Below are 26,155 nucleotides of genomic sequence, written 5' to 3'. Positions count from 1 at the left end.
GATCATCTAATGACGTCTATATAGGGCATTTCATTGTGCATTGCAACAATTATTGTGCAGCGCACAAGCCGTTAACCCTGTGGGCCGAAACTGCCCCGCTGTTCTGGACCGGCAGGCGACGTGCAGTTATTAATAAGCCGTTAATTTAGAAGGCCTACAGCGACAAGGTTCGATCATGCCCGCAGTCCAATATCCGTTCATCGATATCGCCGTGCATGCGCGGGTGCGGGAACGCTTTTCACGCGGCGAGGCGATGGTGCTGTTTTCGGCCGATCTTGCCCGGCTGCTCTGGGCGAACGGTGCGGGTGCGGAGCTTTTTGGTCATTCGGCGGTCTATGATCTGCTCGATCAAGGTGTCGATCGCACCGATATCACCTTTCGCCAGCTGGAAACAGCGGCGCGCCAGCTCGCCGATGTCGGCGACAACAGAAGCCTGATGATCCGTGTCGCCAAAGGCTTCCAGCGTGCGCAGGTGCAGGCGGCGGCCGAACTGATCCGGCTTTCCCAGGGCGAGAAGGCCATCCTCTTTTCAGTGCCGGTTGCGGCAAGGCCGCTGACGGCAGGCGCTTCGGCGGCCCAGATGCTGCAGGGGCTCGACGACCCCGACACGCATATGGCTGTCATCGGCGCCAATGGCGAGGTCATCGCCGCCTCGCCGGGCTTTGCCTCGCTCGCCATATCGGGCGAGACCGCCAAGACGCTGATCAACCTTGCCGGTGCCCATCCAGACCGGCTGGTGAAACGCCCCGTCGCCACCGGCAAGGGTTATCTCCCTGCCGCAGTCGGCAAACTCAGCGACGATCCGGCGCTCAATCTGCTGTTTGCCGTGGAAACCGCGATCGGTCATCTCGACCCAGTCGATGCGCCCCTGCTCGATGCAGTCGATGCACCGGCGGCTGAAGCGCCGGTTGCGGAAGCAAGCACGCCGCCGACCGAGCCTGCCCCGGAAGAGCCGGTCGCAGCAACCGGCTTGACCGAGATCATCGACGCGGTGTCTGACATCGAAGAGGTCGAAGAGACCCTCGAGGAGATCGCCGGCGAAAGCGAACAGTTGGCAGACGCGACCGCCGAATCCGCCGACGCAACGATTGCGGAGATGCGCCGGGGTGAAGACGCGGCGCTGGAAAACGACGGCGGCGCGATCGACAGCGTTGCGGATGAAGCCGACGAGCGTGCCGCGCTCGTCGACGACGATACTGGCCATTCCGCTGACGAGGCCGCGGAAACGAACGGGGCGGCGGAATCTGCCGAAGCCGGTCAGATGCCCGCCGAAGAGGCGCCGGCAACCATGCACCAAGAGCCGGTCATCGCAGCGCCGCTGGTTGCCGACGCGTCCCTTGCCCCGGCACCCGCACCGGAGCCTGGTTTCGTCTTCCGGCCGAACAGCCGCGCCACGCGCTTCGTCTGGAAGATCGATGCGGAAGGCCGCTTCAATGAGGTCAGCCATGAATTTGCCGAGGCCGTCGGTCCGCATGCATCCGCCATCATCGGCTCCGCCTTCAGCGATATCGCCGCTCTCTTCAACCTTGATCCGGACGGTAAGCTGTCCGAGGCGCTCGCGCGCCGCGACACGTGGTCGGGCAAGACGATCCTCTGGCCGGTCGAAGGCACCAGCCTCGTCGTTCCGGTCGATCTCGCGGCACTGCCGACCTATACCCGCAACCGCGACTTCGATGGTTTCCGCGGCTTCGGCGTCGTCAGGCTTTCCGACGCGCAGGAGGATCCGCTGGCGCTTGGCCTGACGCTCGGCCCGGATGGCGTCGGCCATGATGCGGCAAGCCTCGGCCCGATCGCCGAGCCTGTCGCCGACCCGGCGCCTGACATGGAAGCCACATCCGGGGAGGCCGCAGCGGAACCGACTGCGGCGGACGAGAACGGGATTGAGACCAGGAATGAGACGCGGGCAGCAGCCGCGCCGCAGGAGGAAGAGACAACCCCTGCAGCGGTGACCGACGAAGAGACGAGCCTCGAGACATCAGCTCGGGACAACGCTGTGGACGAACCGCCGGCGCTTCGCATCGTCGAAACACCCAACCGCCGTTTCACCGACAAGGTCGTTCAGCTTCACAGCACGGGCGCCGCACTGACGGCCGCCGAACAGGCGAATTTCCGCGAGATCGCCAAGCGCCTGGAAGCCTTCGGCGCCCGCAACGAAGATCCGGCCGCGCCGGCGCCGAGCGACGCCGGCGCCACGGAGACGGCGGCTTTCGAAGAGAGCTCGAACCCGGAGACTTTCAAGGACGAAACGCCCGTCGCCGATACGGCCGACATCGCTTCGGCCGAGGAAATGGCGCCGCAGGAAGCGATCTTCGAGAACGCGGCCGAAGTGCTGCAAGAAGAGGCTGAAGAGCCCGTCGCCATAGAAGAGGACGAGGCGACGGAAGGGCTCGAAGAGACGGTGAGCCAGATCGAGGTCCTCACAAGCTTCATCCCGCCGCGGGTCAAGATGACCGACGGGCTGTCGGCCGGAACGGTCGACCAGCTGCCTGTCGCGGTGCTCATCCATGTCGGCGACGCGCTGATGCATGCCAATCCCGAATTCATGCGGCTGACGGGCTACTCGTCCCTCGATGCGCTGCGCGAGGTGGGCGGCATCGAAGCGCTGCTGCAGCGCCGCGAACTCGAGGAGAACGCCACGGGCTCCGGCACCATGATGCTGGTCAAGGCCGACGACACGCTGACGCCGGTCACCGCGCGGCTGCAATCGGTGCGCTGGGAAGATGCCAACGCGCTGATGCTGGCGCTGATGCCGGTGGAAGGTAAGGAAGACGCCCGCGCCGAAGCGGGCCGGTCGGAAGCGCGCCCGGAACGGATGGTCGAGAAGGTCGCCAAGCTCCAGGTCGAAGTGGAGGAATTGCGCTCGATCCTTGAAACGGCGACCGATGGCGTCGTCGTCATCGGCACCGAGGGCGACATCCGCTCGATGAACCGGTCGGCGAGCGCGCTCTTCAATTACGACGAACAGGAGACGCGCGGCAAACCCTTCGTCATGCTGTTTGCCCATGAGAGCCAAAAAGCGGTTCTCGACTATCTGAACGGACTCTCCGGCCATGGCGTCGCCAGCGTCCTGAACGACGGGCGCGAAGTGATCGGCCGCGAGGCTGCCGGCGGCTTCGTGCCGCTGTTCATGACGATGGGCCGGCTTACCTCCTCGAACGGCTATTGCGCCGTCATCCGCGACATCACCCAGTGGAAGCGCACCGAGGAGGAGTTGCGCAATGCCAAGGGGGCGGCCGAAACCGCAAACGCCCACAAGACCGATTTCCTCGCCCGCGTCAGCCACGAAATCCGCACGCCGCTCAACGCCATTATCGGCTTTTCCGATATGATGGCCGGCGAGCGCTTCGGTCCGATCGGCCATCCCCGTTATATCGAATATGCCAATGATATCGGCCGCTCCGGCCGGCATGTCCTCGATATCGTCAACGACCTGCTCGACATTTCGAAGATCGAGGCGGGCGAGATGGATCTCGATTTTGCCGCCGTCGGCCTCAACGAAGCGGTCTCGGAGGCGGTGGCCCTGGTGCAGCCGCAGGCAAACGGCCAGCGCGTTATCATCCGCACAGCGCTGTCGCACGCGGTGCCCGATGTCGTGGCCGATCTGCGCTCGATCAAGCAGATCGCGCTCAACATCCTGTCGAACGCCATCCGCTTCACCCCCTCGGGCGGGCAGATCGTCGTCTCCACCTCCTACGAGGCGAATGGCAGCGTGGTGTTGCGGGTCCGCGATACCGGCATCGGCATGACGCGCGCCGAGCTCGACCATGCGATGAAGCCGTTCCGGCAGGTCTCCTCGACTCAGGCGCGTCATCGCGGCGACGGCACCGGGCTCGGCCTGCCGCTGACCAAGGCGATGGTCGATGCCAACCGGGCGACATTCTCGATCAATTCGGCGCCGAACGAAGGCACGCTCGTCGAAATCACCTTCCCGTCGCAGCGCGTGCTGGCTGGCTGATCCTCAATCTATGGCGCAGCGAAAAAAAAGGCAGCCAGAGGCTGCCTTTAAATTTGGTGCTGTTCAACAAGAGCTCAGTCGATCAACGTCATGTTTCGAAAGCCGGAAAGCTTTGGGCCACCTCGTTCATGTGCGGCCCCAAGTTGCTCCAACCTTTGCCTAACCTTTCTTAACGAAAGGTTCCCATGACAGGGGATTGCTGAATGGTGAAAGCTTGTGGTTTACGATTCCTTATCAATCCTTGAGTTCGCTCAAGCCCGCAAAGAGCCGCAGCGCCTCGGGATTGGCGAGCGCTTCCTGGTTCTTCACCGGCCGGCCATGCACGACCTCGCGCACGGCAAGCTCGACGATCTTGCCTGACTTGGTGCGGGGAATATCGGCAACCGCGATGACCTTGGCCGGCACATGGCGCGGCGAGGCGCCGGTGCGTATCCGTGTCTTGATCGCCTTGACCAGATCCTCGGTCAACGTCACGCCCGCTGCCAGGCGAACGAAGAGGATGACGCGCACGTCGTCCTCCCATTCCTGGCCGATGCAGAGCGCCTCGGCCACCTCTTCCATCTGCTCGACCTGATTATAGATCTCGGCCGTGCCGATGCGCACGCCCCCGGGGTTCAGCGTCGCATCCGAGCGGCCGTGGATGATCAGCCCGCCATGTCCCGTCCATTCGGCGAAATCGCCGTGGCACCAGACATTGTCGAACCGGTCGAAATAGGCGGCGCGATATTTGGCGCCGTCGGGATCGTTCCAGAACATGATAGGCATCGAGGGGAAGGCCTTGGTGCAGACGAGTTCGCCCTTCTCGCCGCGCACCGGCTTGCCGTCATCGTTCCAGACGTCGACGGCAAGGCCGAGGCCCGGCCCCTGGATCTCGCCGCGCCAGACCGGTTGCAGCGGATTGCCGAGCACGAAACAGGAGACGATATCGGTGCCGCCGGAGATCGAGGCGAGTTGCACATCTGCCTTGATACCCTCATAGACGAAGGTGAATCCTTCGGGCGACAACGGCGAGCCGGTCGAGGTCATCAGCCGCAGGCTGGAGAGATCGTGGCTTTGGCGCGGCGTCAGGCCGCTTTTGCGCACCGCATCGATATATTTCGCCGACGTGCCGAAGATTGCGAATTTCTCGGCCTCGGCATAGTCGAACAGCACATTGCCGTCGGGCGCAAATGGCGATCCGTCGAACAGGCACAGCGTGGCGCCGCTGGCAAGACCGCTGACCAGCCAGTTCCACATCATCCAGCCGCAGGTGGTGAAATAGAAGAGCTTCTCGCCGGCCTCGAGGCCGCAATGCAGCCGCTGCTCCTTCAGGTGCTGCAACAGCGTGCCGCCGGCCGAATGGACGATGCATTTTGGCACGCCCGTCGTGCCGGAGGAAAAGAGGATGTAGAGCGGATGGGCGAAGGCGAGTTGGGTGAATTCGATTTCGCTCGCCTCATAGGGCGCAATGAAGGTCTCCAGCGTCGAAGCGCCAGGCGTTGCGCGCGCCACCGCCTCGGCATCGCCGGCATAGTGGACGACGATCGTCGGCACGCCCAAGCTTTTCGCCACCGCGGCGACCTTGGCGCCGACATCCTGCAGCTTACCCGAATACCAATAGGCATCGCAGGCGATGAAGAGCTTCGGGCCGATCTGGCCGAAACGGTCGAGCACGCCCTGTTCGCCGAAATCGGGGGAGCAGGACGACCAGATGGCGCCGATCGAGGCGGCCGCCAGCATGGCGGCGACGGTCTCCGGCATGTTCGGCATCATGGCCGCGATACGGTCGCCCTCGCCGATACCCTGCGCCTTGAAGGCCTGCTGCAGCCTCGAGACCAGCGCACGCAGCCGATCCCATGACCAGCGATCGCTGGCCTTATCCTCGCCGCGAAAGAGGATGGCGTCGCCCTCACCGCGGCCGGGCAGCAGGTTTTCGGCAAAGTTCAGCGTCGCCTCGGGAAAGAAGCGGGCGCCGAGCATGCTGTCTCCGTCGGTCAGCACTTCCGCGCCACGTTTTCCTTTCACGCCGCAGAAATCCCAGACGGTCGACCAGAATTTCTCCCGCTCGGCGACAGACCATGCATGCAGGTCCTCAAAGCCTGAAAGCGACAGCCCGAAGTCTCTATTGCAGCGCGCCATGAAGGCATGGATCGGGCTTTTTGCGACGGCTTCGTCCGATGGCACCCAAAGTGGTCTGTTGTCCTGCATTCAATCCTCCTCCCCAATCTCGCCTTTATATCATGCTGCATTGCATTATAAAGGGCGGAACCTGAGCGCATCCGACGCCAGGCGAACAGGGCGGAAAGCGCAACCGATCTCAGCGTCGATCAAATACCCGCGCACACGCGGCGCTGTAGGGATTTGCATCTGCCCGATATTTCCTATATCCGGCGAAATCAGCGCTTAACGGCTTAACCGGCTGAATGACCGGCGGAGATCATGGGTACGTCAAGACATCGCAGGTGGCGCAGGAAGATCGGACCCGTTTCGCGCTGGCTGCCGACTTTTGCGCGTGTTTCGACAGTGCTGCTGCTGATTGCGCTTGGGCTTTTCGTGGCGCTGAGGGTGGCCGCGCCCTATCTCATCACGACCGGTTTCGTGCGCTCCGGCATCGAGGACGCGCTGTCGAAATGGACGGGCTATCAGGCCGAGATCAAAGGTGATCCGGTTCTCGAATTCTGGCCGACGCCACGCATCATACTGAACGAGGTCACGATCCGCCAGCCGCGCGAAAGCGGCGACAAGCTGCTCGGCAGCATTGAAAGCCTCTCGGCCGATTTCAGCCTCATCGATGCGCTGAGAGGCCGAACCAGTTTCCACGAATTCCATCTGGTGCGGCCGAACCTGGCGTTGACGCGTGACGAAAAGGGGCTGATCGACTGGAGTTATGCCGGCCTGCTTGCCCGTGCGATCAACGGCGTGCGTTACGAAAACGGAGCGGAGGTGCTCGATCCGGCTCTCGATGCCGAGGTCGGCGCGGTGACCGTCGAAGACGGCACGCTTGCCGTCACCGACATCATGAGCGCCAAAACCTACCGTTTCGACAGCATCACGGCCGATATTGCCTGGCCGCGGCTCTCGGGCGCGATCTCGGCTGTCGTCATCGCCCGCATCGACGGCGAGGACCTGAAGGTCGATTTCGCCTCGCGCCAGCCGCTGCTCGCCTTTGCCGGCAAGAGCGCCGAGATGCGGACATCGCTGACGTCAAACCTGCTGACCGCGCGTTTCCAGGGGATTGGCAGCATCGCCGGCCTTTCGGCCCTTTCCGGCAATATCGCCGCCAGCATTCCCGATGTGCCGGCGCTTCTCACATGGTCGGGCAGGTCGATCCCTGGCATCGGGACACTGAAGAGCGCGTCGCTGGAATCCGACATTGTGTCGTCGGGCAGCGGCCTGCGTTTCAACGACCTCAGCCTATCGCTGAACGAGGCAAGCGCCACCGGCGTCATGGATCTTTCGACCCAACCCGGCAAACGTCCGAAGATCGGCGGCACGCTTGCCTTCGACCAGATGAACCTCAAGCCATTCCTCGACGCCTTTGCGCTGAGACTTGCCGCCGGCGAGGCGGAGGAAATCTCCGGCATGCGCGAACCGCTGCAACTGCTCGACATCGACGTCAGGCTTTCGGCGCGCCGCGCGCAGATGGGCCTCTTCGAGCTTTCCGATGTCGGCGCCAGCATGATCGTGACCGGTGGCGAGGCGAAATTCGATATCGGCGACAGCGCCTTCGAAGGCGGTGAGATGACCGCCCATCTGGAGGCGACGCAGCGTGATTTCGACGGCGGCGGCAAATTGCGGCTGTCGATCCGCGACGCCGACTTCGCAGCCCTTGCCGAGCGCCTGCAGCTCAAAGGGCCGCTGCCGCTTGCGACGGGATCCCTCGATCTCGACCTGCAGTCGCCGAAGGCGATCTGGACGACCGGCCTTGCCGACGTCACCGGCAGGCTGCACTTCTGGACGAAAGAGGGCACGATCCCCGGCATCGACGCCGCAGCACTGCGGAGCCAGGCGGCCGAAAAGCAGTTCTTCCCGCTAAGTGCGGCGGCAGGCGGCGCCTTTGCCTTCGGCCGGCTGGATCTTCAGGCCGATTTCGCCAATGGTTCGGCCGAGATCCACGACGCTCATATCAACGGCCCTGCACAGACGCTGACGCTCTCAGGGGTGATCACCTATCAGTCGAACGGGCTGGCGCTTTCCGGATCGCTGGAGGCAACCGATCCGGCCAAGGCGGCCGAGCTGCCGCTTCTGCCGTTCTTCATCGGTGGCTCCTGGCCAAACCCTGTCATTTCGCCGGTCCCGCTTTTCGGCAACAGCCCTCACGCGCAGTAAATCAGGCCGCGGCGGCAGCCGCCCGCTCGTCCCGATCCCGCTGGATTTCGCGGCGCTTGGTAATGATCGAGGCGCAGATGACGCCGACCGCGACAATGGCGATCAGGATGGTGCAGATCGCATTGATCTCCGGCGTCACCCCCAGGCGCACCTGACTGTAGATCTTCATCGGAAGCGTGGTTGCGCCCGGGCCCGAGGTGAAGCTTGCGATCACCAGATCATCCAGCGACAGCGTGAACGCCAGGATCCACCCGGAAAACACCGCCGGCGAGATGATCGGCAGGGTGATTTCGAAGAAGGTGCGCACCGGCGGCGCCCCCAGATCCTGCGCCGCCTCCTCGATCGACTGATCGAAGCTTAAAAGCCGTGACTGCACGACGACGGCAACGAAGCACATGGTCAGCGTCGTGTGCGCCAGCGTGATCGTCCAGAAGCCGCGGTCGAAGCCGATCGCCACGAAAAGCAGCAGCAGCGACAGGCCGGTGATGACCTCGGGCATGACGAGCGGCGCATAGACCATGCCGGAGAACAGCATGCGGCCGCGAAAGCGGGTGTAACGCACCAGCGTCAGCGCCGCCATGGTGCCGAGGATGGTGGCGAAGGTGGCCGACAGCAGACCGACGCGGATCGTCACCCAGGCGGCATCGAGCAAGGCCTGGTTCGACAGCAGCGAGACGTACCATTTGGTGGAAAAGCCGCCCCAGACGGTAACGAGCTTCGACTCGTTGAAGGAAAAGATCACCAGCAGCACGATCGGCAGATAGAGGAAGGCAAAGCCAAGCACGACGGAGATGATGTTGAAACGGGTCCATCGCAGCATGGTCTATCTTCCCCGCTCTTCGGCCTTGGCCTGTGCATTCTGGAAGAAGACGATCGGGATCACCAGGATCATCAGCAGGATGGTTGCGACCGCCGAGGAAACCGGCCAGTCGCGATTGGCATTGAACTCGTTCCAAAGCGTCTTGCCGATCATCAGCGTCTGCGAACCGCCGAGAAGATCGGGGATGACGAATTCGCCGACCGCGGGGATGAAGACCAGCATGCAGCCTGCCACCACGCCTGGGATCGACAGCGGGAAAGTGACGCGCCAGAAGGCCCGGATCGGCGTGCAGCCGAGATCCTGGGCCGCTTCGATCAGCGTGCCGTCCATCTTTTCGAGCGCCGAATAGAGCGGCAGCACCATGAAGGGCAGGTAGGAGTAGACGATGCCGATATAGACGGCCGTCGGGGTGTTGAGAATGATCAGCGGGGTGTCGATGACATGCAGCGACAGGAGAAGCTGGTTCAGCAGGCCTTCGGGCTTCAGAATGGCAATCCAGGCGTAGACGCGGATCAGGAAGCTCGTCCAGAACGGCAGGATGACGAGCATCAGCAGCGTCGGGCGGATGGTGCGCGGCGCCTGCGCCATGCCATAGGCGATCGGATAAGCGATCAACAACATCAGCAAAGTCGAGATACCGGCGATGATGACGCTCGACAGATAGGCGTTGAAGTAGAGCGGATCGTCGGTGAGATAACCGTAATTGTCGAAGGAGAAGGTCGCGACCTTGCTCCAGAAACCGGCCCAGCCATCGGCAAAGGAGAAGACCGGCTCATAGGGCGGTATGGCGATCGCCGTCGTCGACAGCGAGATGCGGAAGACGATGAAGAACGGCGCCAGAAAGAAGAGCAGCAGCCAGGCGTAGGGAATGACGATGACGAGGCGGTTATAGAAGCGTGAGGCCAGCGTTCCCATGATCTCAATCCTTCAGCAGCACGCCGGCATCCTCATCGAAGGAGACCCAGACGTCCTGATCATAGGTGAAGGGGTCTTCGACGGAACGCTGTGCATTGAGCAAAGAGGCTCTGACGAACTGGCCGCTCGCCAGCTTGATATGGAAGACGGTCATGTCGCCGAGATAGCCGATATCCCAGATCTCGCCCTTGGCCGCGTTGACCGCGGCGTTCGCCGGCGCCGCGCGGCTGACGCGGATCTTCTCGGGGCGGATGGCAAAACCGGCCATGCTGCCGATCGCCGGAGCGTCGGGCGCGGTGATGCGGATGGTGAATCCGCTGTCGACTGATATCTCGGTTGCGCCGTTCCCCGATGTCGTCACCTTGCCGTCGAAGATATTCACGTCGCCGATGAAATCCGCCACGAAGCGGGAATTCGGCGCCTCGTAGATTTCGGCCGGCGTTGCCACCTGCACCACCTTGCCATGGCTCATGACGGCGATGCGGTCGGCCATGGTCATCGCCTCTTCCTGGTCGTGGGTGACGACGACGAAGGTTAGGCCGAGGCTCTGCTGCAGGTCCATCAGCTCGAACTGGGTCTCCTCGCGCAGCTTCTTGTCGAGCGCGCCGAGCGGTTCGTCGAGCAGCAGCACTTTCGGGCGCTTGGCGAGCGAACGGGCGAGCGCCACGCGCTGGCGCTGGCCGCCGGAGAGCTGGTTCGGCTTGCGCGACGCAAACTGCTCGAGCTTGACGAGCTTCAGCATCTGCGCGACGCGCTCGGCCATTTCGTCCTTCGGCATGCCGTCTTGCTTCAGGCCGAAGGCGATGTTCTTCTCGACGGTCATATGCGGGAAAAGCGCGTAGGATTGGAACATCATATTGACCGGCCGCTTGTAGGGCGGCGTGCCGGCGAGATCGGTGCCATCGAGAACGATTTCGCCCGATGTCGGCTGTTCGAAGCCGGCGAGCATGCGCAGAAGCGTCGACTTGCCGCAGCCGGACGCACCGAGCAGCGCGAAGAACTCGCGGTGATAGATATCAAGCGACAGGTCGTTGACGGCGGTGAAATCGCCGAAGCGCTTGGTGACATTCTTGAAGGCAATGAAAGGTTTTGCGGACGGATCGGTCCAGGGCGCGAAAGCGCGGCGGATATTGCCTAAGGATTTCATATTATTCCCCGAAAAATATACGTATTCGGCCGGCCTCCACCCAGGCCGGTAATCGAAAGGCCCGGACGTTTCCGTCCGGGCCTGGCATTGACTTACTGGCCGGTGACGACCTTCGTCCAGATCCGCGTCGCGGTACGCTGGGTCTTCGGATCCCATGGCTTTACCGTGAACAGGTTCTTCATCACCTCTTCGGTCGGATAGACGGCCGGATCCTCCAGCACTTCCTTGCTGATGAACTGCTGCGAAGCCTTGTTGCCGTTGGCATAGAAGGTGTGGTCGCTCGCCTTGGCGATGACCTCGGGCCTCATCATGTAGTTCAGGAACTCATGGGCTTCGGCCACATGCTTGGCATCGGCGGGGATCGCCATCATATCGAACCACATCTGGGCGCCCTGTGCGGGGATCGAGTAGTTGACCTCGACGCCGTTCTTGGCTTCGGCCGCACGGTCGCGGGCCTGCAGCATATCGCCGGAATAGCCGAAGGCGATGCAGATATCGCCGTTGGCAAGGGCATTGATATATTCGGACGAATGGAACTTGCGGATATAGGGGCGGACCGCCGTCAGCAGTTCCTCGACCTTCTTGAAATCCTCGGCCTTGGTGGAGTTCGGATCGAGGCCGAGATAGCGCAGCGCCGTGGTCATGACGTCCTTCGGCGTGTCGAGCACGTAGATGCCGCAGTCCTTGAACTTTTCGGCGACCTTCGGATCGAAGATCACTTCGAGGCCGGGTTTGACGTCGGGCCCGAGGATTTCCGCGACCTTCTTGACGTTGTAGCCGATACCGTCGGTCCCCCACATGTAATCGACCGCATATTCGTTGCCCGGATCGTAGGCAGCGGTGCGCTGCAGGATCACGTCCCACATGTTGGACAGGTTCGGCAGCTTCGACTTGTCGAGCTTCTGGAAGACGCCGGCCTGGATCTGGCGCTGCAGGAAGTCGGCGGTGGGAACGACGACGTCATAACCGGTGCCGCCGGCAAGCAGCTTGGTTTCGACGGTCTCGTTCGAATCGAAGGTGTCGTAGACGACCTTGATGCCGGTTTCCTTGGTGAAGTCGGTCAGGATGCTGTCGTCGATATAATCCGACCAGTTGTAGACATTGACCACGCGCTCCTGGGCAAAGGCCGGAGCGGCGGCAAAGAGCGCGGCAATGGCGGCGGCCGTCACACTTGCGATGGTTGACCTCATGACTTCTCCTGTTTGTTCAAAGCGTCCGCATTCCCGGACGTCTTTTCCCTCTGGTTTGCCCGCAGACTAAGAAGGAATTTCTAAGCCCACAAGCGCAAAAACTGCGCTCTCAACGATTTCACAATCACTGGAAGTCGAAGGCGCTGAGCCCCGCCACCATCTCGTCGAGCCCGAGCGGTCTCGTCACCGGCGGCTCGGCGCGGGAAAGGCAGCCGCGCCGCTCGCAGAGGCGACAGGCCGGGCCGATGGCGACCGGATCGACCGCCGTCATCTGCCCGTAGGCCAAGCCGTCTGCAAGGGCGGCGTCACAGCCGATCAGGATCGCCGTGCGCCTGACCCTTTCGCCGAATTCGACGCTCGGTCCCTCGAGCGTGCGGGCGATCGTCAGGAAGGATGCTCCATCCGGCATGACTACCGTCTCGGCGAGAATCTGGCCTGGCTGCAGGAAGGCGGCGTGAATATTGAGCTTCGGGCAGCCGCCGCCGAAACGGGCCTGCGGAAAACCCTGGGCGCCGCCTCGCCGCAGCCGGTGGCCGGCGGCATCGATCTCCATCATGAAGAAGGGAATGGCTGCTGCCCCCGGCCGCTGCAGCATGGTCAGACGCGTCGCGGCATGGCCGAAAGAGACGCCGAAGCGGGCGCGCAGAATGTCGATATCGTAGCGCGTCGCCTTTGCCGCCGACAGAAAGGCCTCATAAGGCATGGCGAGCGCCAGGGCCGCGGTGCGGGCCAGCTCGAAACGGGCAATGCGGCGCGCCTCGGCGGAGGAGAGCGAGAGATCGTCGAGCTCGGCATCGATGGCCGGCAGCAAAGCGAGGTTGGCCGCCTCAATCGCGATCTCATGCGCACGGTCGGCCGGCGACAGCCGCTCGGAAATGAACAGCCGCATCGAATGACGATCGAAGCGTCGGCGCAGATCCGGCATGACGTGCACCGGCAGAACACGCACCGCAATGCCGCGCTCGGCGCGCAGCCAGTCCTTCAGCCCGGCGGCAAGATCGGCGCCACCGGGAAGCGTCGCGGCAAAGGCTTCCGCCGCCGTCTCGATCCGTTCGAAATAGGCCGATCTGCGCTCCAGCGCCTCGCGCAGCTCGTCGAGCGGCAACCGGCCGGCGGCAACGGGTGCATGTCCCTCAGCGGCCATCAGCGCCGTCAGGTCCGACAGCCGGGCGGCCTGTTCGCGATAGGCGCGATAGAGCTTGATCATGCCGGCCGCGGCATTGGGTGCGGCCTCGGCCACTTCGACCAGTTCCTGGTCGCCGGGCAGTTCACCCGAAAGCAGCGGGTCGGCGAAGACCTCCTTGAGCTGACCGAGGCTGCCGCCGGTCTGCCCGCGCAACTCCTCCAGATCGACCCTGTAGACGGCCGCGAGCTTCAAGAGCAGCTGCACCGTCAACGGCCTTTGGTTGCGCTCGATCAGGTTCAGGTAAGAGGGTGATATTTCGAGCGCCTCGGCCATGGCGGTCTGCGTCAGCGCCAACGCATTGCGGATGCGCCGCAATTTCGGGCCTGCGAATATCTTCCGTTCCGCCATTGTCACACCCTTTGACAAGCAAGCGGCGCCAACGTTTACGAAATTTTACAAATTCACAGCGCCACTCTGTCAATCCTCGTCATCTTAACCTCTTTCTGGCTAGGAAATCAAAGCTTTTTCTGGCCATGCCGCCCGATGTTGTCAATCTTGTCATCAACACCCCTGATATAGGTTTTGTAGTGAGGAGATCAGCATGACCGATTTTTACAAACTTGTTCCCAATGCACCGGCGGGGCGCTTCGATGGCATCGAAAGGCCCTATTCGGCCGCCGATGTGCAGCGGCTCAGAGGCTCGGTGGCGCTGACCCACACGCTGGCCGAAATGGGGGCGGACCGGTTGTGGCGGCTGCTGCGCCAGGAGGATTTCGTCAATGCGCTCGGCGCCCTTTCCGGCAACCAGGCCATGCAGATGGTGCGCGCCGGGCTGAAGGCCATCTACCTCTCCGGCTGGCAGGTGGCGGCCGACGCCAATACGGCATCGGCGATGTATCCCGATCAATCGCTCTATCCCGCCAATGCCGGGCCCGAGCTTGCCAAGCGCATCAACCGCACGCTGCAGCGCGCCGATCAGATCGAGACCTCGGAAGGCAACGGGCTTTCCGTCGACACCTGGTTCGCGCCGATCGTTGCCGATGCGGAAGCCGGTTTCGGCGGACCGCTCAACGCCTTCGAGATCATGAAGGCCTATATCGAGGCAGGTGCTGCCGGCGTGCATTTCGAGGACCAGCTCGCCTCGGAGAAGAAATGCGGCCATCTCGGCGGCAAGGTGCTGATCCCGACGGCCGCCCATATCCGCAATCTCGACGCCGCCCGGCTTGCCGCCGACGTCATGGGCGTGGCAACGCTGGTGATCGCCCGCACCGACGCGGAAGCGGCAAAGCTCTTGACCTCGGATATCGACGAGCGCGACCAGCCCTTCGTCGATTACGATGCCGGGCGCACGGTCGAAGGCTTCTACCAGGTCAGAAACGGCATCGAGCCGTGCATCGCCCGGGCAGTCGCCTACGCGCCGCATTGCGATCTGATCTGGTGCGAGACCTCCAAGCCGGATCTCGAGCAGGCGCGCAGCTTTGCCGAGGGCGTGCACAAGGTCCATCCCGGCAAGCTGCTCGCATATAATTGCTCGCCTTCGTTCAATTGGAAGAAGAACCTCGACGAGGCGACGATCGCCAAGTTCCAGCGCGAACTCGGGGCGATGGGCTACAAGTTCCAGTTCATCACGCTCGCCGGCTTCCACCAGTTGAACTACGGCATGTACGAACTGGCGCGCGGCTACCGGCAGCGACAGATGTCTGCCTATTCCGAGCTGCAGGAGGCGGAATTCGCCGCAGAGGACTACGGCTATACCGCCACCAAACATCAGCGCGAGGTCGGCACCGGCTATTTCGACGCCGTGTCGCTCGCGATCACCGGCGGCCGCTCATCGACCACGGCGATGCACGATTCAACCGAACATGCGCAGTTCAAACCGGCTGCGGAATAAGGCGAAGAGGAGGACAAGACCATGGCATCCATTTCACGCGTCCGGGAACGGGCCGAAGAGCAGACGACCAGCATGAGCGAGGATCAGCAGACGACGATCCGCATGCTCGCCAACGACCTGCACCGGCTGAACCAGTCGGTCATGAAAGCCGTCGAGGCCGGCGTTTCGGTCGAACTGGTGCGCTCGGCCCGTCATCACGGCGGCGACGGCAACTGGGGCGACCTGCTCATTCCGGTCGTCGTCACCAACCGGCATTGACCGGGACGGCCGACGCGGCCCGACTTTCAACCAAAGCGCCCGCGCATTCGATGAGTGTGCGGGCGCCTCAGCCGCGGCTCGGCCGTTTTCCGGCGAAGAGATCGGCATAACTGCGGATGAGCTTGGTCATTCGGTCGGCAACCGTGCGGATTTCGGGGCGATGACGGTCCTCGGCATTCATGACGATCCATTGACGGTGGCGCAATTCCGGCAACTCGCCGCCCTGGCGCTGCAATTCCGGGTGGAGATCGCCGACGAAACAGGGAAGCACGGTCTTGCCGGCGCCGGCACGCACCAGATCCGGCAGCGAACGCGGCCGATTGACGGTGGCAACGATCCCGGATGCGGCATGGGCGTGCGGCCAGCGCAGATAGGCCGAGATCGCCTCCTCCTCGCCGACGGCGATCCAGCGCTCGTCGGTCTCGGCGGCGTTGCGTCTGGCATAGACGGCATAGGCCACCTCCCCGAGCAGGCGGGCGGCCAGGTTGGCCTCCTCCGGCTCGAAGGCGCGAATGCCGATATCGCTCTCACGATAGGCAAGGCTCGCCCGCGCCTCGCCGATGGACAGCGAAATCGCGAAGGCATCGCCCGGCATGCGGATTGCGGCGAAATTTTCGGTCAGCAGCCAGGCGAGCCAGGTGCCGGCGGTGATCCTGACCGTCGTGCCGCCCTCACCGGATTGGCGCCAGGCCTCCACCTTGCGGGCAGCAGCTTCCATTTCCTGAAGATGATCGAGCAGCGACTGGCCATCCTGCGTCAGGCGATAACCGGTTTGGCTGCGCGAAAACAAGGCGCGGCCGACCTCCTGCTCGAGATCGAGCATGCGCCGGCCGACGGTCGCGGGACTGAGCCCGCTGGCAGCGCTCGCTCCCGTCAGGCCGCCGAGCCGGGCAACCTGCAGGAAAAGCTGATAGGAATCCCAGTTGGCGTTTTTCATCACTGAAAAACATAGCGGGACTTTTCCTGTTTATGAAGAGAATTTTGAGGCCTAAATGAAGTGATGTCTAACAGAAAGGACATCACCATGATCGACCTGATCACCATCGCTGGCGTCCACGGATACCGGCATTCCTGCAAGCCAAGCGGCTCCAAGGCGGATGAAGAGCGGTTCTATGCCGAGTTCGGAGACAGCAGCATCATTCGCTTCGCCGCCTGGCTGACCTCGATCGACCTCATTTTGAGGCGGGCCGCATCGAACGGAAGGCGCCGCAGCGTTGCGGCGCAATCCTGTAGCCGTCACGGCCGCGCTCCTCAGGCAACTTTCCTTGCGCCTAGGTGAGCGGCCGCGGGTTCTGCGCCGATGCGGAAACGCTCGATCAGTGCCATCAGCGTATCGGCTTCGCCAGCAAGCAGGCGGCTTGCCTGCGTCGTCTCGGCAACCATCGCGGCGTTCTTCTGGGTCATCTGGTCCATGGCGTTAACCGAACCGTTGACCTCCTGCAGCGCCGCCGACTGATCGCGGCTGGCGGTGGCGATGGTCTCGACATGGCCGCTGATCACAATGATTTCCTGGCTGATCGAGGCAAGAACGCTGCCGGTCTTCTGGACCAGCTCGGAGCCGGCCGTCACTTCGCGGCTGGATGTCTCGATCAGCGACTTGATCTCGCGCGCCGCATCGGCCGAACGCTGGGCAAGCTCACGAACCTCCTGGGCGACGACGGCAAAACCCTTGCCGGCCTCGCCGGCCCGCGCCGCCTCGATGCCGGCATTGAGCGCCAGAAGATTGGTCTGGAAGGCGATATCGTCGATCACCTCGATGATCTGTTCAATCCGCTGCGAAGCCTCTTCGATGCGCCCCATGGCAGCGACGGCATCGCCAACGACGGTGCCGGAATTGTCGGCCGTCTTCTTGGTCGCGGCGACGACGCTGTTGGCTTCACGGGCGCGCTCGGCGGAAGAGCGGACCGTGACGGTGATCTCCTCGACCGCGGCGGCGGTCTCCTCGAGGTTCGCCGCCTGCGCCTCGGTGCGCTTGGAAAGCTCGTCGGCAGAGGCGGAGACGGCGCCGCTATTGCGCTGGATCGTCGAGGCGCTGTCGCGGATACCGGACAGCGTATCCTGGAGCCGCAGCAGCGAGGCGTTGAAATCGACGCGCAACTGCTCCAGCCGGCCGACGAACGGCGTGCCGATCGTTTGCGAGACATCACCCTGCGATAGACGCCCGAGGCCGGCGGCAAGCTGGTTGACGGCAAAGTCGATCTGGCTGTCGAGCGAACGCTTGTCGGCATCGTTCCTGGCGCGCTCGGCATCGCTGAGCGCGCGCTGTTCGGCCGCCTCGGTTTCCAGGTTTCGCCGTGCAAGGGCGCTGTCGCGGAAAAGCGAGAGGGCGCGGCCGATCTCGCCGAACTCGTTCTTCTTCTCGAGACAGGGGATCGCCCCGTCGAGATTGCCCGAGGAGATTGAGTGGACGCTCGCGGTCAGCGTCTGCAAAGGCTTAACCGACCAGCGGATCGCATAGAAGGCGAGAACACCGACGATGAGCATGACAACGGCGCCGATGCCGAGAACCAGGATCAGCAGCTCATTCATGCGCTGATAATAGAATTCCATCGGGATGCCGATGAAGAGAATGCCGATATTGGCATTCGATACGTTCTTGATCGGGAAGTAGCCGGTCATGAATTCGCGGCCGAACAGTTGGGCCGGGCCGAAATAGGCTTCGCCCCGGGCCAGGACCGACTGGGCCGGGTGCTCGGCTGCAAGCTTGGTGCCGACGGCGCGGTCGCCGTTTTCCTTCTTGACGTTGGTCGATATGCGGACGTAGTCGCTGCCCTGCTTCTGGAAGATGGTCGCAACACCGGCAATCGACCGGGCCGTGCGGTCGACCAGCGAATGATCGGCAAGGGCCGGAATGGCCTCTTCGGTGACGGCAGAGAGCTTGTTGTCCTTGACCTCGACCTTGGCGGCCTGATCGGCCGCGCCGTAGAGGACGGCCATGGCGCGGGCGGCATCCCTCGCGTCGGAGACGGCGCCATCCATCACATGGCGGCTCAGATTGTAATAGGTCACGCCGACAATGGCCGCCGTGCTGATCGCCAGCAGAAACAGCGTGATCGCAACGATCTGGCGGACGATGGATGTAGAGAAAAGGCGCGGCATCAAAACCCCCGGCGACACAACAAGGGCTAAATTAGAGGAAAAGCGTTAAGGAAAATTTTCCGTAAATCTGAATTGGCCAGGATAAATCAACCGCCCTGTTTTCGGACATTCCGATCGGCCTGCCAAGGCGACCGATCGCGCCTTGCCGATATGCAAACGGCCCCGGAAAACCGGGGCCGTCGAAACAATGGAAATCAAGCGCTGATCAGGCGGCGCGGTAGACTGGCGCTTCGCCAACCCCGTCAATCTTGAACTGCTGGATGAGGCGGCGCAGCGCATCGGCCTCGTCGGCCAGTTCGCGGCTGGCGGCGGTCGTCTCCTCGACCATGGCGGCGTTCTTCTGCGTCATCTGGTCCATTTGGTTGACGGTCGAGTTGACGCTCTGCAGCGCGTTGGACTGGTCGTGGCTGGCGCGGGCGATCATCTCGACATGCTGGCTGATCGTGACGATCTGGGCGCTGATCTTGGCGAGCACCGTGCCGGTCTCCTGCACGAATTGCGAACCGGAGCTGACCTCGTTGGTCGACTTATTGATCAATCCCTTGATCTCCTGCGCCGCGGCGGCGGAGCGCTGGGCGAGTTCGCGGACTTCCATGGCGACGACGGCGAAACCCTTGCCGGCCTCGCCGGCGCGCGCCGCCTCGATGCCGGCGTTGAGCGCCAGCAAGTTGGTCTGGAAGGCGATCTCGTCGATGACGCCGATGATCTGCTCGATCTGGCGCGCGGCATCCTCGATGCGGCCCATAGCGTCGATCGCATTGTTGACAACGACGGCGGAATCATCGGCGCTGCGCTTGGCCTGACGGACGATCTGGTCGGCATCCTTGGCGCGTTCGGCCGATGAGCGCACCGTGACGGTGATCTGATCGACGGCAGCCGCCGTCTCTTCGAGCGAAGCCGCCTGCTGTTCGGTGCGCTTGGAGAGATCCTCGGCCGACTGGGCCATCTGGTTGCCGTTGCCCTGGATCAGTTCGACATTGTCGCGGATCTGGCTCATCGTCGCCTGCAGGCGCAGCATCGAACCGTTGAAATCCTGACGCAGCTGTTCGAGGCGGCCGATGAAGGGTGTTTCGATCGTCGTCGAGATATCGCCTTGCGACATGCGTTCGAGGCCGGCGGCAAGCGCGTTGACGGCAAATTCGATCTGCCGGTCCATCTCGCGCTTTTCGGCGTCGTTGCGCTGGCGCTCGTGTTCGGCGGCGGCGCGTTCCTCGTCGCTCTGCTCCTCGATGCGGATCTTCGAGATGGCATTTTCCTTGAAGATTCCGAGGGCGCGGGCCATGTCGCCGATTTCGTCGTAGCGCTGCTCGCCTGAAATGCTGGTATCCAGCGACCCTTCGGCGATGCGGCGCATGGCGGCCGTGATCTGGCTGATCGGGCGCTGCAGCGTCAGCACCAGGGCGATGCCGCCGAGGATCGACAGCAGAATGCCGAGACCGGTGGTGAGGACCGAGATGCTGTTTGCCTGGGTGCGCTCGGTGCCGGCCGTCTGTTTCTGCAGCTCGGCGAAGTCGGTCAGCTTCGTCCAGATCTGGTCGAGTTCCTGGCGGGCGGCGGCATAGGCCGTGACGCGCTCACCGATCGTATCGACGATCTTCGAGCCACCGCCGGAAATGGCGTCGAGGGCCGGCTGGATCGCGCCGGAGATGCCTTCGGCAAAGCCCATGCCCTTGGCGCTGGTGGTCAGCACCTGCATGTCCTTGCCGAGCGTGCCGGCTTGCTGCTGCAGGCGCACGAGATTGTCCTTGCTCGAGTTGGAGAGGAAGTCGGACAGGACGATCTGCAGCGCATAGACGGAATTTTCCAGACGACGCGTATCCTGCAGGACGGAGTTGGTCTGGGCGATGCGGCCTTCGAGCTCGGCAAACCGCTGAGTCGCCTCGCGCATCTTCTGCGTCGCGGTCAGCTGCGTATAGGTCGAGGTCTGGCGGAAGCGGGAGACGAGACGCCCGAGTTCGGCGACGTTCTCGTCGGTCGGAGCGGGCATCTGGGCAATCGCCTTGATGCTGTCGATGGTCGCAGCCAGGGCGTCGATGACGTTTTTCTGGTTGGTCGGGACCGAAATGGCGATCAGGCGCTGGGCCTTGATGATCTCCGGCATCTGTTCGTTGATGAAGGCGATCTTGTCCTGCGGTGTCTGCGGCTTGCTGAAGCCGCTGGCGACGGTGCCGAGGAAATCGCCGCCCTTCAGCAGGCGGTCGGCGGTGCGAAGTGTGACGGTGGCAGCACTCTCGTCGCGCTGCAGCGCGGTCTGCAATTCCTCGGCCTGGTAGGAGACCGTGAAGCGGGTGCTGATCAGGCTCTTCTGCGCCGCGTCGATCTGCTCGTGCAGCGCGACTTCCTGCTCATGCAGTGCCCAGAGCTTGTCGACGACGCCCGAAATGTCCTTGGTGCGGCTCGAGGCTTCCGCAAGGCTGTCACGGCCGGCCGCCTGTTCGCCCACCTGGTTCAGCGTCTGGTCGAGCACGCCCTGCTGGGTCTTCAGATCGGTGAGCAGCTTGTCGCGCGCCGGCTGACTGGTGATGCGCAGGAAGTCGTCCATCGAACCGTAGAGATCCTTGAACCCGCTCAGCGACTGCAGCACGCTGTTGGAGATTTCCATGCGGCCCTGCAGAAGTCCGGAAGCATAAAGGCCCGTCAGGCCCACCGCCGAAATGGTCACAACGAAGGGCAGAACGAAGATCAGGACTTTCGTCTTGATCCTGAAGCGGGAAAGAATCTTGTCAATCAACATGGCGTTCCGGGCCTTTCATACACTACTCCTCCCGCGGGCAGCCATCAGGCGCGCCAGCCGAGTGCACATCAAACTATTCTCTTTACATCGGGGAACCCGGAAGCCAGGCGGCAGTCATTGCCGGTTCATGTCCAAGCAAGTTGGAGATGCCCAAATAATCGCGGGCAATTGTGTCAGATTAGATATTAATTTTCGGATAAGCGGTGATGGCGGTTAAAAGCCAAGGCGGTGAAATAGTTGCAATTTATGCCCCACAGGACCGCGATGTCGCGAAGGAAAGGCGGCAAGGTTACTTTCGGATGAAAGGACAGGTCAGAGGACGTGCGCGAGCAACAGGGCCAGGCTGGCGGCCGTGGCGCCGGCTGCGAGCATCAAATATCGCAGGACGGCCATCCTGATGTCAGGCTTTGCCTGGGTGATTGCGATGGCGCGGGCGCGTCGTGCGTGTCTGGTCATGCTCGAAACCTCACTCTTCTGACACAACAATCCAACAAAACGGCTTGCGGGTAAAGCTTAATCTAGGAAGAGCTTTGCAAACCGCCAATTGAGACAGGATGGCGCACCTCTCTTAAGAAGTCTTGAATCGTATTGCTAATATACGCGGCAGCAGTTCCGCCAGGAAAGGAAAGCTTCAGGCGTATTCGCCCGCGGCAAATCCCGAGGCCCAGGCCCATTGGAAATTATAGCCGCCGAGCCAGCCGGTGACGTCGACGCATTCGCCGATGAAATAGAGGCCGGGCACGGCCTTCGCCTCCATGCTGCGGGAATCGAGCGCAGCCGTGTCGACGCCCCCGAGCGTCACTTCGGCGGTGCGATAGCCTTCGGAGCCGGAAGGCTTGACCGCGAAGTTCTGGGCGCTCGCGGCAAGACGCAGCAGCGCCTTGTCGGGTAGGTCCGCCATATTGCCGGAGATTTTTTCGCGCTCGACGAGAAACTGCGCCAGCCGCTTCGGCAGGATCTCGCCAAGCGCGGTCTGGGCCGACTGGCGGCCGTTCAGCTGCTTTGCCGCCTTCAGCTGCGCGGCGATGTCGATATCCGGTTCGATGGCAAGGACGATTTCGTCGCCTTCGCGCCAATAGGAGGAGATCTGCAGGATCGCAGGTCCGCTGAGGCCCCGATGGGTAAACAGCAGCGCTTCGCGGAAGGCGGTCTTGCCATGACGGATTTCGGCCGGAGCGGAAATGCCGGCAAGCGGCCCAATGCTTGCGAGCAGGCCGGGATCGAGCGTCAACGGCACCAGGGCCGGGCGGGTTTCGAGCACGGCCAGGCCGAACTGCTCGGCGAGGCGATAGGCAAAGCCGGTGGCGCCCATCTTCGGGATCGATTTGCCGCCGGTCGCAACGATCAGCGATGAGGCTTCATAGGCGCCCTGCCCGGTCGAGACGCGGAAGCCCGCATCGGTCCTTTCGACGCCTGTTATCTCGGTAGTGAGATCGAGTGCCGCGCCGGCGGCGCGCATCTCGTCCAAGAGCATGCGGATGATGTCCTTGGCACTGTCGTCGCAGAACAGCTGGCCGAGCGTCTTTTCATGCCAGGCAATGCGGTGCCGCTCGACCATGGCGATGAAATCGGCAGGCGTGAAACGGGCAAGCGCCGACTTGCAGAAATGCGGATTGGCGGACAGAAAATTCTTCGGCCCGGCATGGATATTGGTGAAATTGCAGCGGCCGCCGCCGGAGATGCGGATCTTCTCGCCGGGCGCTCGCGCATGGTCGAGAACCAAGACCGAGCGACCGCGTTTTCCCGCGCGGATGGCCGCCATCATGCCCGCCGCCCCGGCGCCGATGACGATGACGTCGCTTTTGCGCTGCAAACCCGTTTCCTTAATCAAATCCGGCGTCTTCTTTTCCATCGAAGAGCGAAAGTCAACGTTCTCGACCTCTCGCCAATTGGCAAAGTCCGGCTATGATGGCGCCAAGATCAACCAAACCGGTGTGTCATGTCCCCAAAAAAGACGACGCTGAAGCCTGCCAGAACCGTACCCGCCTCGACGAAAACTCCCCCGGACCCCGGATCCCTGCGCGGCGTTGCGAACTGGAAGGAAGCGGCGCAGTGGCTGAGAGCCAGGGGCATCGAAGACATCGAATGCATCACGCCCGACCTTGCCGGCGTGCCGCGCGGCAAGATGATGCCGAGTTCGAAATTCACCTCCAACACCTCGCTGGCGCTGCCTTCGGCGATCTACCGGCACACGATTTCCGGCGAGTACCCGGAAGAGACGGAGAGCTTCCGCTACGAGCCGCGCGACAGCGACCTGAAGCTGATGCCCGATCTTTCGACGCTTTCGGTCGTGCCCTGGGAGAGTGACCCGACGGCGCAGGTGATCTGCGACATCGTCGATTCGGACGGCGGCGAAGTGCCCTATACGCCGCGCAACGTGCTGAAGCGGATCATGAGCCTTTATCACGACCGCGGCTGGAAGCCGATCGTCGCGCCCGAGATCGAATTCTACCTGGTTGCCAAGAATGACGACCCCGACTATCCGCTGCATCCGCCGAAGGGCCGCTCCGGCCGCTCGATCCTCGGCGGCCAGGGTTATTCGATCGCCGGCATCAACGAATTCGACGAATTGATCGACGACATCTACCATTTCTCGGAGAAACAGGGGCTCGAGATCGACACGCTGATCCATGAAGAGGGACCGGCCCAACTTGAAATCAACCTGCGCCACGGCAATCCGATCGAGCTTGCCGACCAGGTCTTCCTGTTCAAGCGCACGATCCGCGAGGCGGCCCTGAAACACGACATCTATGCGACCTTCATGGCCAAGCCGATGCAGGGCCAGCCGGGGTCGGCAATGCATATCCACCAGTCGGTGGTCAATATCGAGACGGGCCGGAACGTCTTCTCCAATGCGGATGGATCGGCCTCGAAGGAATTCTTCCACTTCATCGGCGGTATGCAGAAATTCGTGCCGAGCGCGCTGGCGATGCTTGCCCCTTACGTGAATTCCTACCGGCGCCTGCAGCCGGACATGTCCTGCCCTGTCAACAATGCCTGGGGTTACGACAACCGGACCACCGCCTTCCGCGTCCCGGTGTCCGATCCGCAGGCCAGGCGCGTGGAAAACCGGCTGCCGAGTTCGGACGCCAATCCCTATCTGGCGCTCGCCGCCTCGCTCGCTTCCGGCCTGCTCGGCATCATGAAGCAGATCGAGCCGACGGCGCCGACGGAGGATTCTGCCAATGAGGGCTCGATCGACCTGCCGCGCGGCCTCTTGGAAGCGGTGGCGCTGATGGAGGATGAGCCCGCCTTCGAAGAGGTGTTCGGCAAGCAGTTCATCGGCCTTTATGCCGGCGTCAAGCGCGGCGAGTTCGAGACCTTCATGCAGGTGATCAGCCCCTGGGAGCGGGAATTCCTTCTGCTCAACGTGTGAGGGATAGGATGGCATCTGATGAGATGTGGCAAAGCCCGATCGCGCCCGGGCTATCCTGGTATCAGGCCTCCGTCGGCGAGCGGCCGACCTATGCCGCTCTCGACGGCTCGAGAACATGCGACGTCGCCATCATCGGCGGTGGCTATACCGGCCTGCAGGCCGCCTATCACCTTGCCAAGTCAGGGGTTTCGGTGGTGCTGATCGAGGCCTGGCGCTTCGGCGACGGGGCGTCCGGGCGCAATGGCGGACAGCTCGGGACCGGCCAGCGATGGTGGCCGGAAGAGCTGGAGGAAAAGATCGGCTTTGAACGCTCGAAGGCGCTGTTTAACGTTGCCGAGGCGGCCAAGCACCATCTTCTCGATTTCGCTCGGGACCATCGGATCGAGATCGATTATGTGCCCGGCCAGCTCAACGTCGCGCACAAGGCAAGCTATGAACGCGACTATCGCGAGAATGCCGAAATCGCCGCGCGGCGGTACGACTATCCCCACATCAGCTTTATGGACAAGAAAGAGACGCAGGAGCGGCTCGGCTCGAAACGCTTTTATTGCGGTGTGCGCGATGTCGGCACCGGCCACATCCATCCGCTGAAACTGCTCGTCGGGCTGGCGCGGGTGGCCGCCGATGCGGGGGCTGCCATCTTCGAGATGACGCCGGCAAAGGCGATCCGCCAGGGCGGCGGCAAGGTGACGGTCGAAACCGAAAGGGGCACGATCACCGCCGATCGGGCGCTGATCGCCTGCGACGGGCATATCGACGGCCTCGAACCGGTGACGGCAAGCCATGTCATGCCGATCCGCTCCTTCATCGGCGCCACCGCCGCGCTCGATAAACATCCCGAAGTGCTGCCGGGCGGCGAGGCCGTCGCCGATTCGCGCTTCGTCGTGCGTTATTTCCGCCGATTCGAAGGCCGTCTACTCTTCGGCGGACGCGAGGCCTATACGGCCGACAATCCGCGAGACATTTCGCAGCATATCCGCCGGCAGATCGGCGAAATCTATCCCGCCCTGAAAGGCATCGAAATCACCCATGCCTGGGGCGGCAGCGTCGGCATCACCATGCCACGCCAGCTCTTCGTGCGCGAAGTGATGCCCGGCGTCACCTCGATCGGCGGTTATTCCGGCCATGGCGTCATGCTGTCAAACTATTGTGGCAAGCTCTATGCGGAAATGGTTGTTGGCAAATCCGGCGATCTGCATCTGTTCAAATCGCTCGATATTCCGGCCTTTCCCGGTGGAGCCCGTATGCGAGCGCCGCTGCTTTTCCTCGCCTTGTCGTGGTTTGCGCTTCGCGACAAGTTTTAGTCCGATTGCGGATTTCCTCTCATGGAAATTCG

General features: G+C 62.7%; 18 protein-coding genes. 7 read left to right on the top strand and 11 right to left on the bottom strand.

Annotation, left to right across the window (positions count from 1 at the left end; genetic code table 11):
• Positions 1-175: 175 nt before the first annotated feature.
• Positions 176-3,955, top strand: a complete 3,780-nt coding sequence (locus EFR00_RS20140) for an ATP-binding protein (protein ID WP_077992477.1) — start codon at positions 176-178, stop codon at positions 3,953-3,955.
• A gap of 234 nt (positions 3,956-4,189) precedes the next feature.
• Here EFR00_RS20140 and EFR00_RS20135 read toward each other — a convergent pair whose 3' ends face one another.
• On the bottom strand, positions 4,190-6,142 hold the full coding sequence (locus EFR00_RS20135) for an acetoacetate--CoA ligase (RefSeq protein WP_077992480.1): 1,953 nt from the start codon (positions 6,140-6,142) through the stop codon (positions 4,190-4,192).
• 231 nt (positions 6,143-6,373) lie between these two features.
• On the opposite strand from EFR00_RS20135, the gene EFR00_RS20130 reads away from it, so the two are divergent.
• Positions 6,374-8,263, top strand: coding sequence for an AsmA family protein (locus EFR00_RS20130; RefSeq protein WP_077992482.1), 1,890 nt, complete (start codon positions 6,374-6,376; stop codon positions 8,261-8,263).
• 1 nt (position 8,264) lies between these two features.
• On the opposite strand, the gene EFR00_RS20125 is transcribed toward EFR00_RS20130, so the two are convergent.
• From EFR00_RS20125 to EFR00_RS20105, 5 genes are all read right to left on the bottom strand, one after another.
• Positions 8,265-9,083: an ABC transporter permease gene (locus EFR00_RS20125; protein WP_077992483.1), complete on the bottom strand. Its 819-nt coding sequence runs from the start codon at positions 9,081-9,083 to the stop codon at positions 8,265-8,267.
• 3 nt (positions 9,084-9,086) lie between these two features.
• A complete protein-coding gene (locus tag EFR00_RS20120; protein ID WP_039617966.1) occupies positions 9,087-9,998 on the bottom strand; it encodes an ABC transporter permease subunit in 912 nt (303 codons plus the stop codon).
• A gap of 4 nt (positions 9,999-10,002) precedes the next feature.
• Entirely contained in the window at positions 10,003-11,145 is a 1,143-nt protein-coding gene (locus EFR00_RS20115; protein ID WP_077992484.1) for an ABC transporter ATP-binding protein, read from the bottom strand.
• A gap of 92 nt (positions 11,146-11,237) precedes the next feature.
• Positions 11,238-12,335, bottom strand: coding sequence for a polyamine ABC transporter substrate-binding protein (locus EFR00_RS20110; protein WP_077992485.1), 1,098 nt, complete (start codon positions 12,333-12,335; stop codon positions 11,238-11,240).
• A 124-nt stretch (positions 12,336-12,459) separates the two neighbouring features.
• Positions 12,460-13,869 (bottom strand): helix-turn-helix domain-containing protein, encoded by a 1,410-nt coding sequence (locus EFR00_RS20105; protein ID WP_077992486.1) that lies wholly within the window; start codon positions 13,867-13,869, stop codon positions 12,460-12,462.
• A 193-nt stretch (positions 13,870-14,062) separates the two neighbouring features.
• Here EFR00_RS20105 and aceA point away from each other — a divergent pair, with 193 nt between their 5' ends.
• On the top strand, positions 14,063-15,352 hold the full coding sequence (aceA, locus tag EFR00_RS20100; protein WP_077992488.1) for an isocitrate lyase: 1,290 nt from the start codon (positions 14,063-14,065) through the stop codon (positions 15,350-15,352).
• Positions 15,353-15,373: 21 nt separating this feature from the next.
• On the top strand, positions 15,374-15,610 hold the full coding sequence (locus EFR00_RS20095) for an SMc00767 family acetate metabolism repressor (RefSeq protein WP_004673767.1): 237 nt from the start codon (positions 15,374-15,376) through the stop codon (positions 15,608-15,610).
• A gap of 67 nt (positions 15,611-15,677) precedes the next feature.
• Here the strand turns inward: EFR00_RS20095 and EFR00_RS20090 are convergent, their stop codons facing one another.
• On the bottom strand, positions 15,678-16,547 hold the full coding sequence (locus tag EFR00_RS20090; protein ID WP_039617953.1) for a LysR family transcriptional regulator: 870 nt from the start codon (positions 16,545-16,547) through the stop codon (positions 15,678-15,680).
• A gap of 87 nt (positions 16,548-16,634) precedes the next feature.
• Here EFR00_RS20090 and EFR00_RS20085 point away from each other — a divergent pair, with 87 nt between their 5' ends.
• On the top strand, positions 16,635-16,889 hold the full coding sequence (locus EFR00_RS20085; protein ID WP_077992713.1) for a hypothetical protein: 255 nt from the start codon (positions 16,635-16,637) through the stop codon (positions 16,887-16,889).
• Here EFR00_RS20085 and EFR00_RS20080 read toward each other — a convergent pair.
• From EFR00_RS20080 to EFR00_RS20070, 4 genes are all read right to left on the bottom strand, one after another.
• Entirely contained in the window at positions 16,862-18,709 is a 1,848-nt protein-coding gene (locus EFR00_RS20080) for a methyl-accepting chemotaxis protein (protein WP_077992490.1), read from the bottom strand. The genes EFR00_RS20085 and EFR00_RS20080 overlap by 28 nt on opposite strands.
• Before the next feature lie 205 nt (positions 18,710-18,914).
• Positions 18,915-21,443: a methyl-accepting chemotaxis protein gene (locus EFR00_RS20075; RefSeq protein WP_077992492.1), complete on the bottom strand. Its 2,529-nt coding sequence runs from the start codon at positions 21,441-21,443 to the stop codon at positions 18,915-18,917.
• Positions 21,444-21,755: 312 nt separating this feature from the next.
• Complete coding sequence (locus tag EFR00_RS33090) at positions 21,756-21,899, bottom strand: hypothetical protein (protein WP_167482299.1); 144 nt, start codon at positions 21,897-21,899, stop codon at positions 21,756-21,758.
• A gap of 175 nt (positions 21,900-22,074) precedes the next feature.
• Positions 22,075-23,295 carry a BaiN/RdsA family NAD(P)/FAD-dependent oxidoreductase gene (locus EFR00_RS20070; protein ID WP_077992495.1) on the bottom strand — a complete coding sequence of 407 codons (1,221 nt, stop codon included), beginning with the start codon at positions 23,293-23,295 and terminating at the stop codon, positions 22,075-22,077.
• Positions 23,296-23,382: 87 nt separating this feature from the next.
• Between EFR00_RS20070 and EFR00_RS20065 the strand changes: the two genes are divergently transcribed.
• Together EFR00_RS20065 and EFR00_RS20060 are read left to right on the top strand one after the other, a co-directional pair.
• Positions 23,383-24,819 (top strand): glutamine synthetase family protein, encoded by a 1,437-nt coding sequence (locus tag EFR00_RS20065; protein WP_039617946.1) that lies wholly within the window; start codon positions 23,383-23,385, stop codon positions 24,817-24,819.
• Positions 24,820-24,827: 8 nt separating this feature from the next.
• Positions 24,828-26,123 (top strand): NAD(P)/FAD-dependent oxidoreductase, encoded by a 1,296-nt coding sequence (locus EFR00_RS20060; RefSeq protein WP_077992497.1) that lies wholly within the window; start codon positions 24,828-24,830, stop codon positions 26,121-26,123.
• The last annotated feature ends 32 nt before the right edge of the window (positions 26,124-26,155 follow it).

It is taken from the genome of Rhizobium sophoriradicis (assembly GCF_003939025.1).
Classification (GTDB): domain Bacteria; phylum Pseudomonadota; class Alphaproteobacteria; order Rhizobiales; family Rhizobiaceae; genus Rhizobium; species Rhizobium sophoriradicis.
Note: the sequence above shows the minus strand (reverse complement) of the source record. Positions and strands in the feature narration are given on the sequence as shown.